Origin of the sequence: Actinomyces dentalis DSM 19115, from assembly GCF_000429225.1 — a bacterium.
In the GTDB taxonomy this organism is placed as follows: domain Bacteria; phylum Actinomycetota; class Actinomycetes; order Actinomycetales; family Actinomycetaceae; genus Actinomyces; species Actinomyces dentalis.
The window spans coordinates 1-12776 of record NZ_AUBL01000075.1; the positions used below are offsets into that span (position 1 = coordinate 1).

At 72.9% G+C, this 12776-nt stretch carries 9 protein-coding genes; 4 read left to right on the plus strand and 5 right to left on the minus strand.

Annotated elements, in window-relative coordinates; all coding sequences use genetic code 11:
* Together G446_RS17960 and G446_RS0112865 are read left to right on the plus strand one after the other, a co-directional pair.
* Window positions 1-645 (plus strand): ABC transporter ATP-binding protein (locus tag G446_RS17960; protein ID WP_156916675.1); only part of this gene is annotated, 645 nt, incomplete at its 5' end.
* 1 nt (window position 646) lies between these two features.
* Window positions 647-3124 carry an FtsX-like permease family protein gene (locus G446_RS0112865; protein WP_026410443.1) on the plus strand — a complete coding sequence of 826 codons (2478 nt, stop codon included), beginning with the start codon at window positions 647-649 and terminating at the stop codon, window positions 3122-3124.
* Window positions 3125-3176: 52 nt separating this feature from the next.
* Here the strand turns inward: G446_RS0112865 and G446_RS0112870 are convergent, their stop codons facing one another.
* The gene (locus G446_RS0112870; RefSeq protein ID WP_026410444.1) at window positions 3177-3848 is read right to left on the minus strand and encodes a response regulator; all 672 of its coding nucleotides are present in this window, start codon (window positions 3846-3848) and stop codon (window positions 3177-3179) included.
* Window positions 3849-3884: 36 nt separating this feature from the next.
* On the opposite strand from G446_RS0112870, the gene G446_RS17965 reads away from it, so the two are divergent.
* Window positions 3885-5189, plus strand: coding sequence for a sensor histidine kinase (locus G446_RS17965; protein ID WP_245574710.1), 1305 nt, complete (start codon window positions 3885-3887; stop codon window positions 5187-5189).
* Complete coding sequence (locus G446_RS20665) at window positions 5186-6574, plus strand: sensor histidine kinase (RefSeq protein WP_084779247.1); 1389 nt, start codon at window positions 5186-5188, stop codon at window positions 6572-6574. The genes G446_RS17965 and G446_RS20665 overlap by 4 nt, the downstream gene beginning before the upstream one ends.
* Before the next feature lie 1076 nt (window positions 6575-7650).
* On the opposite strand, the gene folE is transcribed toward G446_RS20665, so the two are convergent.
* The 4 genes from folE to G446_RS0112900 all read right to left on the minus strand — a co-directional run bounded on the left by folE (window position 7651) and on the right by G446_RS0112900 (window position 12239).
* Window positions 7651-8223, minus strand: coding sequence for a GTP cyclohydrolase I FolE (gene folE, locus G446_RS0112885; protein WP_026410446.1), 573 nt, complete (start codon window positions 8221-8223; stop codon window positions 7651-7653).
* Complete coding sequence (gene ftsH / locus G446_RS17970) at window positions 8220-10289, minus strand: ATP-dependent zinc metalloprotease FtsH (protein WP_051286005.1); 2070 nt, start codon at window positions 10287-10289, stop codon at window positions 8220-8222. The genes folE and ftsH overlap by 4 nt, the downstream gene beginning before the upstream one ends.
* 170 nt (window positions 10290-10459) lie before the next feature.
* Complete coding sequence (locus G446_RS0112895) at window positions 10460-11176, minus strand: hypothetical protein (RefSeq protein ID WP_026410447.1); 717 nt, start codon at window positions 11174-11176, stop codon at window positions 10460-10462.
* Window positions 11177-11570: 394 nt separating this feature from the next.
* Window positions 11571-12239, minus strand: a complete 669-nt coding sequence (locus tag G446_RS0112900) for an AIM24 family protein (RefSeq protein ID WP_026410448.1) — start codon at window positions 12237-12239, stop codon at window positions 11571-11573.
* Window positions 12240-12776 lie beyond the last annotated feature (537 nt).

A 12776-nucleotide genomic window follows, 5' to 3' on the forward strand; every position in this document is an offset into this window, starting at 1 on the left:
CCGTCGGGGTCGGGCAAGTCGACTCTGCTGCACTGCCTGGCCGGATTGGACACTCCCACCTCGGGCAGTGTTCTGATCGCGGGTGAGGATCTGGCGGGCATGAACGACGCTCAGTTGACCCGGGTGCGGCGCGACAGGCTGGGGTTCGTGTTCCAGGCCTTCAACCTCCTGCCCACTTTGAGTGCGGAGGAGAACATCCTGCTCCCGTTGCGCCTGGCCCGGCGCAGGCCCGATGAGCAGTGGTACCGGGCGGTCATCGACGCCCTGGGCATCGCCGATCGCCTGGGCCACCGGCCCAGCCAGCTGTCGGGGGGCCAGCAGCAGAGGGTGGCCGTGGCCCGGGCCCTGGCCGGGCGCCCCGAGGTGGTCTTCGCCGACGAGCCCACCGGCGCCCTGGACACCGCCTCGGCGGCCTCGCTCCTGTCCGCCCTGGGGGCCATGTGCCGCAACCTGGGCCAGACCGTGGTCATGGTCACCCACGACGAGAACGCCGCCGCCACCACCAACCGCATCATCCGCCTCACAGACGGACGCATCACCACCGACAACCCCACCCACAGCGCACACCACGCCCACCACCACGCAGCCCCGGCCGGCGCCCGCCACGCCGCACCGGCCGGCCCGACCCAGAGGGGGGTGCGCTGACGTGCCCTCTTTGCTGGATGTGCGCCGCACCGCCGCGGCCCTGGTGGCGGTGGCCCTGAGCGCGGCCCTGATCGCCTTCGCCTTCATCGTCTCCGACTCCTACACCACCGGCATGCAAGCCGACGCCCGCCTGTCCCTGGGCGGGGCCGACGCCGTCGTCGTCCCCGCCCGCCCCTCCGAGGGCGGCGGCCCACTGGACGACGCCGTCATCGCACGGCTGTCCGACTTGGACGGCGTGGCCTCAGTGCGCGGGGAGCACATGGACATCCTCCGACTGGATCTGCCCGAACAGCTCACTCGCGCCGTGGGGTCCGCGGTCCTGGCCCAGGACGTGCCCGCGCTCAGCGAGCGCACGACCCTGACGGCCGGGCGCCTGCCGCAGGGGCCCGGGGAGGTGGCCATCGACACCACCCTGGCCAAGCAGCAGGAGCTCGGCGTGGGCGACGTCATCCGCCTGAAGAACAACGACGACGGCGATATCCGCACCAGCCCCACCGTGGTGGGCATCATCTCCCCGGGCCCCGACGCGGGCCTGGACTCGAGCACGGGCGGCGCCGTCTACGCCACGGCCGACCAGCTGGCCGCCATGGGGGCGAGAACCACCTACCACCGCCTGTACGTGGACGCCGAGCCGGGGGTGAGCACCGGCGACCTCGTGAGCGAGGTCGAACAAGTGGTGCACGCCGTTCAGCCCGCCGCCTCCGTGGTGGACGCCGATACCGCCGTGGCCCAGCGGGCCGCCGCCTCCCAGTCGGGCGGCACCATGATCGCCACGCTCCTGAACCTGCTGGCCCCGGTGTGCGCGGTGGTGTCCGCCATCGTCATCGCCACCACCTTCACCGCCCTGGTGGCCCGCCAGACCCGCACAGCCGGACTGCTGCGCTGCATCGGCGCCTCCCGGCGCCAGGTCATGGGCGCCGTGCTGCGCACCGCCGCCCTCACCGGATTGATCGGCTCCATCCTCGGCGCCGGGCTCGGGGCCGGGGCCGCCGTCGCCCTCATCCGCGCCGGCGTCATCGAGGACCTGGGCGCCGACCAGCTCACCATCACCCCCCTCTCCCTGGCCGTCACCGTCGCCGTGGGCACCCTGGTCACCCTCATCGCCGTCCTGCTCCCGGCCCGCCGCGCCTCCCGCGTCTCTCCCCTGGTGGCCATCACCGGCCAGATCACCGGCGCCAAGCAGGCCGGCAGGGCCCGGCGGTGGGCCGCCATCGCCGGAGCGGTCCTCGCCCTGGCCGGCGTTGCCGCCCTGGTGCTGGGGACGGTCGGGCACAACCTCTACGTCACGGCCGGCGGCGCCGCCCTCATCGCCCTGGGGACCCTGGCGGCCCTGCCCCTGCTGGTGGGCGGCGCCGTCGGCCTGATCGGGCGCATCGGGGACGAGGAGCGCCGTCCGATCTTCCACCTGGCCGCCCGCAACCTGGAGCGCAACCCCGGCCGCTCCGCGGCCAGCGCCGCCACCCTGTTCGTGTGCGCCCTGGTCGGCTCGACCCTGTTCGTGGGCCTGTTCTCCTTCACCTCCTCCTTCCAGAACATCGTGAACCAGGCCTCGCCCACCGACATCACCATCTTCGGGGTGACGCCGCAGACCGACGCCGCCGCCCTGACCTCCACCATCAGGGGCGTCGACGGCGTGCAGGACACCGTCCTCGTCCCCAGCCTCGACCTGACCCAGACCGTGGACGGCAAGACCGAGCAGACCGACGTCCTGTCCATCGACACCGCCGCCATCGCCCCCGTCGCGCGCTCCACCAGGGGCCTGGAGGACCTCGACGACAACACCCTCATCGTCGGCGAGATCTACGGCATCCCCGACGGCGCCGCGGTCACCCTCACCGGACCGGCCGGCAGCACCACCCTGACCGCCCGCGTCAGGGAGGGCTGGGGCGCCGTCATCACCCCCGCCGCCGCCGAGCGCCTCAACGGCGGCGCCCCCACCAACGCCCTCATGTGGGTGCGAGCCGGCGGGAACGGCTCCTCCCAGGGCGTCGAGGACGCCGTGCGCCGGGCCGTCCGCGGACAGGACCTCATGGTCATCGGAAGGACCCAGGGGCGCGACACGTTCACCGACATGCTCCACCGCACCGTGCTCACCATCTGCCTGGTCATGGGAGCCGCCCTGGTCATCTCCCTGACGGGCCTGGCCAACACCACCGACATCTCCGTCCTGGAGCGCACCCGCGAGATCGGCGTCCTGCGCGCCACCGGCACCACCCGCCCCCAGATCCGCCGCCTCATCACCACCGAGGCCGCCCTCCTGGCAGCCATCGGCGGGGGTCTGGGCGTCCTGACCGGAACCGCCCTGGGCGCGGCAGGCACACTCGCGATCCTGAGCGACGGCGGCATCGAAGTCGCCGTCCCCTGGCTCCCACTGGCCGGACTCCTGGCCGTCACCCTCCTGGTCGGCGTCGCCGCCTCACTGCGACCGGCGGGCCGGGCCGCGGCCGTCGCACCGGTGACCGCCCTGGCCGCCGACTGATGAGGAGCCCGAAGAAGGAGCCCGGAGCGGGAGGACCCCGCGGCGCGTGCGCCTACAGCGCGGCCTCCCGCTCCCGGTGGACGGCGACGACGAGCTTGAGGCGGGAGGCCGCCCTGTACTTCTTCATGAGGTGGGAGACATGAGTCTTGACGGTGGATTCGGCGACGACGAGGCGCTGGGCGATCTCCGCATTGGAGTAGCCCTCGCACAGCAGGGCGAGGACCTCCTGCTCGGCCCCGGTGATATCGGGCCGGCCGCCGCGGCGGGCCGGGCGCAGGTGGCGGGCCACGAGCCGGGAGGCGGTGGTCGGGGAGATGGTGGTGCCGCCGTCGGCCGCCGCGAGGACGGCCCGGACGATCTCCTCGGGGGCGGAGTCCTTGAGGAGGAAGCCGTGGGCCGACTGCGACAGGGCGGCGAGCATGGCCTCGTCGTCGTCGAAGGATGTCAGGACGACGACGGCGGTGCGCGGATGCTCGACGCGCACGCGGCTCAGCAGCGCCAGCCCGTCCATGCCGGGCATGCGCACGTCGGTGAGCAGGACGTCCACGGGGACCCGGCGCAGGAAGGCGAGGGCGTCGACGGCGCGGTTGAAGGTGGAGGCGACCTCGATCCTCTCCGAGGAGGCCAGGTAGGCGCGCAGGGCGGTCAGGACGAAGGCGTCGTCGTCGACGAGCGCGACCCGGACCACCTGCGGCGGGGACTGGGGCAGGGAGGTGAGAGCCATGACAGGATGCTAACCGTTGACAGGCAGGAGATCGTCATGAGAACCGGAGGCGAGACGGCGGCGCGGCCCGCGGGGGCGGAGTCGCGGTCGGCGGGGGCGGAGTCGCGGTCGGCGGGGGCGGAGTCGCGGTCGGCGGCGCGGCCCGCGCAGTCGCGACCCGCGGCGGGCACCACCGGCCCGCTGGCCCGCACCCGCTTCGCCACGTGGGCGCCGCGGCGGCGCACCCACCTGCTGTGCGTGGCCTGTGCGGGCCTTCTCACCCTGTTGTCCGTCATGAGCATGGCCCCCCTGCACCCCGAGTGGGTCGGCTACCAGGTGGCCGGGGGCCTGGGCTTGGCCCTGGTGTCGGTGTGGCCGCTGGGGAGCGGTGCGCTCAGCCTCCTGGCCTCGGGCGTCTTCCAGGTGGTGGCGCGCGGGGCCAGCGGCCCCGTGCTGCCCCCGCTCGGACCGTGGCTGTGCGCCTCGGTCCTCCTGTCGCGCGGCTTCCCCCGCGTGGTGGCCTACGGCCTGGCGGCCCTCAACGTCGCCCTCGAGTACGTCACATTCCAATTGAGCACGCGGCCGAGCTACGAGTCGGAATTCTACGTGATGCTAGGGGGTGCGGGCTGCTTCTTCCTGATCATCGCCGAGCTCATGCGCCGCCCGCGCCAGCAGGCCGACGCGGTGGCCGACCGCTACCGGGAGGACCTGGAGCGCCAGCGCCTCCTCGTGGTCTCCGAACTGCACGACACGGTCGTGCGCGACCTCACCCGGGCGGTCATGACCGCCGAGCAGGCGCGACTCGCCCGGCCCGGCGCCGCGCTCGCCCGCGACCTGAGCGCGCTCACAACCTCCGTGCGCACCGCCGTCGAGCAGCTGCGGGGCAGCCTGCGGGCCATGAGCGACGCCGGGGGGGCCTCCGGTCTGGACGTCCTGGCCTCCTCCGCCCCCCGCCCCCTGGCCGAGGTCGTCGACGAGGCCCGCCTCATCCTCGCCGGCCGCGGGATCGCCCTGGAGACGGTCGGCCTGGAGGCGCTCGACGCCGACGCCGTGCCGCCGGGCGTGCACCAGCAGCTCGTGCGCGTCCTCAGCGAACTGGTGAGCAATACGGCCAGGTACGCGGCGCCCGGCGGCGCCCGGCTCGTCGTCGGGACCGACGGGCTGAGCCTGAGGGCCGTGGTCTCCAACGCCGTCCCGGCGGCGGGGCCGGGGGAGTCGGACGCCCCCGTCCTGCCCGGCCTGGGGCTGACGGGGGCGCGACGGCGCGTCGAGTCGCTGGGCGGGGCCTTCGACGTCGTCCGCGCGCCGGGCCTGTGGACCGTGTCTCTGAGCGTGCCGCTGCCGCGGAAGGCGACGTCGTGAGCGCCGTCGGCCCGGAGAACGAGAGGGGCGGACGGGGCGCCGCGCGGGGCGGACGGGGCGCCGCGCGGACGATGCTGTGGAGCGCCACGAACTTCGCCACGTGGGCGCCGCGGCGGCGCACCCACCTGCTGTACGCGCTGGCCGCGGGCCTCTTCACCCTGCAATCCATGGTGTACGACGGCTCGTCGAGCCCGAAGATCTGGTTCATACTGGTCTCGGGCCTCGCCGTGGCCCTGGTCTCCGTGCGGCCCGCGGTGGGCGGCGCGCTCGGTCTCCTGAGCTTCCTGGCCGCTCACGCGATAATCCGCAGCGAGTTCCCGCTCCCGGTCATCGTGGGTCCGTGGCTGTGCGCCGCGATCCTCCTCACCCGCGGATTCCCCCGCGTGGCGGCCTACGGCCTGGTGGCCCTGAGCACCGCGGTGGGGCTCATCCCCTTCGAGTCCGCGAGCTCCGACGGATACATGATGTCCATGATCGTCTACGGGCCCATCCCCCTGGTCGTCGCCGAGCTCGTGCGCCGCCCGCGCCGGCAGGCCGACGCGGTGGCCGACCGCTACCGGGAGGACCTGGAGCGCCAGCGCCTCCTCGTGGTCTCCGAACTGCACGACACGGTCGTGCGCGACCTCACCCGGGCGGTCACGGCCGCCGAGCAGGCCCGGCTCGCCCAGCCGCGAAACGCCCCGCTCTCCCCCGAACTCGCGGCCATGACGGCCTCCGTGCGCGCCGCCGTCGAGCAGCTGCGGGGCAATCTGCGGACCGTGAACGACGCCGGGGGCGCCGCCGGCCTGGACGTCCTGGCCTCCTCCGCCCCCCGCCCCCTGGCCGAGGTCGTCGACGAGGCCCGCCTCATCCTCGCCGGCCGCGGGATCGCCCTGGAGACGGTCGGCCTGGAGGCGCTCGACGCCGACGCCGTGCCGCCGGGCGTGCACCAGCAGCTCGCGCGCGTCCTGGGCGAGCTGGTGAGCAATATGACCAAGTACGCGGCGCCCGGCGGCGCCCGGATCCTCATGGAGACCGACGGGCTGAGCCTGGAGGCCATGGTCTCCAACACCGTCGCGCCGGAGCGGGGAGGCGGGCGGCACCATGGGCCGGCCGGACCGGGAGGCGGGCGGCGCGACGGACCCGGGGACGGGCGGCGCGACGGGACCGGAGCCGGACCGGAAGGCGGGCAGTGCGACGGACCCGGGGACGGACCGGAAGGCGGACGGGCCGGGCGGGATGCGCCCTGGCACGGGCCGGAGGCGAGGGACTCCGCCGTCTTCTCCTCCGGGCTCGGCCTGCCCGGGGCCAGGCGCAGGGTGGAGGCGCTGGGCGGCACCTTCGACGTCGCCCGCACCGCCGAGCGCTTCACCGCGGTCCTGTCCGTGCCGCTCCGGGTCCAGTGAGTGGCCGCTCCAAGCACCACCCCGGGATCTCCGACCCGACATCAGGATCGCCGAGCACCGCCCCGGGATGAGACTCGCGGTCTCGCTGCGGGTCATTGCGAGCCCCGGGCCGCGCCCTGCTTTATTGCGCGTAGATAAAGCACAATAAAATCTCTAATAAGGAAGGTTATTCAGGGGTGGTTTTGAAGACGTGGGGCGTGAAGGTCGTGGTGGCGGTCTGCTCGGACGGGTCCTCCTCGTCCGGAGGGCTGCTGCGAGGGCGTCCGAGCGCGTCTCCCGGGTGTGACGCGCGGGGTCGTTGAGGGCGGTGGGGTGCGGGGGTCGGTCGTGACGGCCCGCCCGAGTCGCCCCCGGGTGCGGTGGGGCGCTGGGGGCGGTGGGGCGGTGGGGGCGATGGGCGCGGTGGGGTCGACGGGCCAGTCGTCGGGGGCGGTTCCGGCGCCCCGTCCCCGCTCCGCCCCGCCGGTCGTCCCGCATGGTGGAACGTCGTCTCGCATGCCGTGACGCGGCCGGCTCACGAGCACGTCACATAACCCGCGAGATCGTCACTTAACCCGCGAGCACGTCACTCTAGCAGACGTGCTCGCGGGTTAAGTGACGTGCTCGGCGGTTACCCGGCGATCTCGCGGACTACGGCGCCCGACGCCGCCGCGCCCCGGACGCCGAGACGCGCATTCCGCCCTCGAGAACGACGGTCGGACCACCGTGGTCCAGCGGAACGCAAGTGGTCCGCACAGGAGAGCACCGCCATGAGCCCGCTGAACAACCTTCAAGCCTTTCTCACCAGTAGCGGCGGCCCGCGGGTCGGGATCGTCATGATGGCGAGGCCGGGCGGGCGCGGGGTGGTGCGGATGGGGCTCCTGGGACGGTCCGGGGCGGGGGCGTGTCCGAATCTGTTGCAAAGGCGCTCCACGGCGGGATCGGCCGCGGAGAAAAGCGCGGAATATCAACGATTCTCTTCGCGCATCCCGGCGCGATCCGGGCCTTTGCAACAGATTTGGACAAACGGCGCCCCCGCGGACCCCGGGAGAGGCGCCGCGGGCCGGGCGGCGACCACGGCGGGCGCCGCCCCGGCCTCAGGACCGGCGCCCCAGGATGAGGCTCATGGCCTCGCTGCGGGTGGCGGCGTTGCGCAGCAGGCCGCGCACCGCGCTCGTCACCGTACTGGCGCCGGGCTTGTGGACGCCGCGCATGGACATGCACAGGTGCTCGGCCTCGACGACGACGAGGACACCCTGGGCGCCCAGCCGCTCGATCATGGCGTCGGCCACCTGCGCCGTCAGCCGCTCCTGGACCTGGGGCCGGCGGGCGTAGCCGTCCACGAGCCGCGCCACCTTGCTCAGGCCCGTCACCCTCCCCTCGGGCCCGGGGATGTAGGCCACGTGCGCCGTCCCATGGAAGGGCAGCAGGTGGTGCTCGCACACCGAGTACAGCGGGATGTCGCGCACGAGCACCATCTCGGAGTGCCCGACGTCGAAGACCCGCTCCACATGGGCCCCGGGATCCTCGTCGAGGCCGGAGAACATCTCCGCGAAGGCGCGCGCCATCCGCTCGGGGGTCTGGCGCAGGCCCTCGCGGTCGGGGTCCTCGCCAATGGCCACGAGCAGGTCGCGCACCGCCCGGCGCACGCCCTCGGCGTCGTAGCTCACCGCCGGTCCCCACCCGCCCCGCCGCGGCGCGGGACCTTCGATCCGGCGAAGTAGTCGCCGGCGGCGATGGCCTCGTCCATGACCAGGGTGTCGTCGCTGGACCACAGGGGGCGCTCGGGCTGCTTGACCACGGGGGCGAAGATGCGCTCGAGGTCCTTCTCCAGGAGCGTCTCCCTCTCCAGCAGCTGCGTGGCCAGCTCCTCCAGGACGTCGCGGTTGCGGGTGAGGATCTGCCAGGCCTCCCGGTGGGCGGCGTCCATGAGGGCGCGCACCTCGGCGTCGACGGTCGCGGCGACGTCCTCGGAGAAGTCGCGGCTGGTGGCGCTCAGGCCCAGCACCGTCTCGTTCTCGGTAGTGCCGAGCTTGACGGCGCCCACGGAGCGGGTCATGCCGAAGTCGGTCACCATCTGGCGGGCCGTGGCGGTGGCCTTCTCGATGTCGTTGGAGGCCCCGGTGGTGGGGTCGCGGAAGACGAGCTCCTCGGCCACGCGCCCGCCCATGGCGTAGACGAGCTGGTCGAGCAGCTCGTTGCGGGTGGTGGAGTACTTGTCGTCGCTGGGCATGACCATGGTGTAGCCCAGGGCCTTGCCGCGCGGCAGGATCGTCACCTTGGTGACCGGGTCGGAGTAGGCGCCGGCGGCCGCGCACAGGGCGTGGCCGGCCTCGTGGTAGGCGGTGACGGCCTTCTCGTGCTCGTTCATGACGCGGGTGCGCTTCTGGGGGCCGGCGATAACGCGGTCGATGGCCTCGTCCAGGGCCCGGTTGTCGATGAGCTGGGCGTTGGAGCGGGCGGTGAGCAGGGCCGCCTCGTTGAGGACGTTGGCCAGGTCCGCGCCGGTGAAGCCGGGCGTGCGCTTGGCCACCAGCTCCAGGTCGACGTCGCGCGTCATGGGCTTGCCCTTGGCGTGCACCTTGAGGATGGCGGCGCGCCCGGCCATGTCGGGGGCCTCGACGCTGACCTGCCGGTCGAAGCGGCCGGGGCGCAGCAGGGCGGGGTCCAGGACGTCGGGGCGGTTGGTGGCGGCGATGAGGATGACGTTGGTGGTGGCGTCGAAGCCGTCCATCTCGACCAGCAGCTGGTTGAGGGTCTGCTCGCGCTCGTCGTGCCCGCCGCCCATGCCCGAGCCGCGGTGGCGGCCGACGGCGTCGATCTCATCGACGAAGATGATGGCGGGGGCGTCCTCCTTGGCCTGCTCGAACAGGTCGCGCACGCGCGAGGCGCCCACGCCCACGAACATCTCGACGAACTCCGAGCCGCTCATGGAGTAGAAGGGCACGCCCGCCTCGCCGGCCACGGCCCGGGCCAGCAGGGTCTTGCCGGTCCCGGGCGGGCCGTAGAGCAGCACGCCCTTGGGGATCTTGGCGCCGACGGCCTGGAACTTCTCCGGCTCGGAGAGGAACTCGCGGATCTCCTCCAGCTCCTCGACGGCCTCGTCCTCGCCGGCGACGTCGTCGAAGGTGACCTCGGGCATCTCCTTGGAGGAGACCTTCGCCTTGGACCTGCCGAAGCCCATGGCGCCGCTGCGCCCGCCGCTCATGCGCCCCAGCACCCACCACATAATGCCGATGAACAGCGCCATGGGCACCAGGAGCTGGAGCATGGAGGCCCACCAGCTCGTCGTGGGGACCACGGAGTCGAACCCGCCCGGCGGATCGGCCGCCTGGACGAGGCGGTTGACCTGGTTGGACTGGGCGTCGGTGAAGGTGAATTGCACCTTCTTGCCGAGGTTCTGCTCGGTTTCACCCGATTCCTTGGGCTTGAGGACGTAGTCCTCGGTGAGGTCGAGCTCGACCCGCTGCGTGCCGTCGATGACGGTCGCGGACTTGATCGTCGAGGCCGAGTCCTTGAGCAGGGTCAGGCCGTCCGAGGTGTCAATGGCGCGGTAGCCCCTGAGCCCGGACAGCAGCGACCAGCCCAGCAGGGCCACGAGAATGAGGGGGAGGATCCACAGCAGCGGGTTGCCGAGAGCGCCGCGTCTCTTGGACTTGTCCCCCTTGCCGCGGCCGGCGGAGCCGTCCTTCTTCCCGGGGTGACGGTTCCGCCCGGGCTGACCCGTTTCACTCATAGGTGGTGGTTCCCTTCGCACATGTGACCCTCAGACGGTAACCGACACGGGCGCCGTCTCGTTGCGAGAGGCGTCACCGTTCGCCTCGGGCGTGCAGCCCGACGGCGCGGGCGGCCCGCCGCCCGGAGTCGGGCCGGGGAGGGGCGGGCCGACCGGGGACCGGCCCCGGTTCAGAAGAAGGCGGGGGCGGTCTCCTCCCGGCGGCTGCGCCACAGGGCGAGGGCCCCGATGACGAGCAGGCACACCATGGCCAGGACGAGCCCGAGGCCCGCACCCGTGTAGGCCAGCAATCCGCCCACGGTGTGGATGGAGGGCGCGGAGGGGATCGCCACGGCCATGGTCGTGGCGACGGCGGCGCCCGCCTCCGCGGATATGCCCTCGTCGCCGAAACCGCTCCCGTCGCTGAACCCGTCGTCCTCCGGGTCGACCACCGTCACGACGACGGAGGAGCCCGCGGGAGGGGTCGCGGCCGGGGCGGGCCCCGGCGAGGGGGCGGAGGGCGCGGCCGACGGCGTCGGCGTGGCCATCGGCGGTGCGTTCGTCTCGGGCGCGCCCGGCGCACCCGGCGCACCCGGCGCGGACGGCTGGGAGGCGGCCTCGGAGTCGGAGTGGGCGGGGGCGGGGTCCTGGTTCTGGGACGATGTCGGCCGCGTCGTCGCGTCGTCGTCGGAAATGGCGGAGGGGGTGGAGTCGGGTGGATGCGGATCGTCGTCGATCATCCCCGTATGATCCGCCTGCACATTATCCGGGGGCCGGGGCGATTCCGTGGCGATCAGGGCGGGGGCCGCGGAGGCCGGCTGCACCAGGGCCAGGACGGAGCCGAGCAGCAGGACGAGGAGGACGCCCACGCCGCGGAGGACGACCATGTGCGAGCGTCGGGCATCCATGGCGTCCTCCTTCCTTGCGCTGATCATCTCAGGGATTCATGGTGCCGCACCATAGGGGGCGGGCAATCCTGTGGATACCTAGAGGATACGGAAGATCACGGTTCGATAACAGTGGGGTTCGCCTCACTCCGCTTGTGGAGCTCACCGAGACCCTCGCGGAAACGGCCCGGACGGGGCGCCGGCGGCGGGCCGGTCCGGTGCTGGTTGACCGGCCCGCGCCGGCGGGGGCGGCGGGGCCCGCCGGGGCGGCGTCGGGGCGGCGTCGGGGCGGCGTCGGGAACGACCCGACCGGGCCGAGCGCTCGTCGTCGGCCGGCCCGATCGGTGCTGATCGGACCCGGACGCTCTGCGTCGGCGGGGCCCGGCCAGCGCTGATCGGGGCCGGCCGGGGCGGCTCAGCCGGCGACCCTCGGCTGCTGACCCTCGCTGGGCTGGACGACGACGAATCCCGGGCCGAAGAAGCCCAGCTGGAAGGCCTCGCCCGAGCCGCGCCCGATAATGGCGCCGGCCGTGAAGGTGCTCCTGATCTGCGGCTGGAGGTTCGCCGACCAGCAGACCGCGGCCTGCGGGTCGACGAAGGTGGGCTGCCGGGAGCAGTCGAGCAGCATGGGGGTGCCGTGAGAGGAGATCGCCGCCACGCCCTGCCCCTGGACGAACAGGTTGAACAGGCCGCCGGAGAGGATGCCGGCGTTGCTCATCATGCGGATGTCGTAGGACAGGATCGAGTCGAAGGCCAGCAGGGAGCGGGTGTTGATGGTGATGGCGTCGCCCTCGAGCTCGATGAGGAAGATATTATGGGACGAGCGGGCGAAGAAGATCTCGCCCTGGCCGTTGACGCGCATGAGGTTGCCGCCCTCGTTGGTCAGGGCCTTCTTGATCATGCCGCCCAGGCTCCTGGCGCCCTGGTAGGCGAAGTCGATATTGCCCTGGTAGGCGACCATCGCCCCTTGAGCGGCGATCACCTCGGGGCCCATGACCACCCTGAGCATTTTCTCGGACTGGAGGATCCAGCGCTGGGCGGTCTGCTGCTCCTGAAGCGCCTGGTCGAAGATGGGGCTGCGCACGATGGGGCCTTTCCGGTCGGGAACGATAATAGACGGATGGTACAGGGGCGATCGCCCCGGCGGAATGGGGAGGGAATCCCCTTGCGCGAGCGGGCCGGGCGCGGTGGGCGGGCATCGGGCAGCTCAACCGGGGAGTGCGGTCGCGGCGCGGGGGCGGAGCGTCTCGTCGGGGCGGGGCCGATGACGAGATCGTCACTTAGCCTCGATCTTTCATCGTCTGGTTGGGTGGGGTTGGGCGGCGTCGTTGCCGGTGCTGCGGGGTTGATTGTGGCATGGGGGTGTGGTGGTTCGCCGCGCGTGGTGGGGCGCGGTGGTCGGTGTCGGGGGGTCCCGGGGGTCAGGGGGGCGTTCTCAGGGGCGGGGGCCCGCGTCAGGGTGCGGGCAGGGTCTGGAGGCGTTCGATGCCTTGGAGGAGGAGATGGGTCCAGGGGTGGTCGGCCCTGTAGCGGATGAGGGTGCGGCGGGCGTGGCGGGCGATGGTGGCGGGGATGTGCATCAGTCGCAGGCGGATCGTCCTGGGCTCCCACTTGCGGGCGG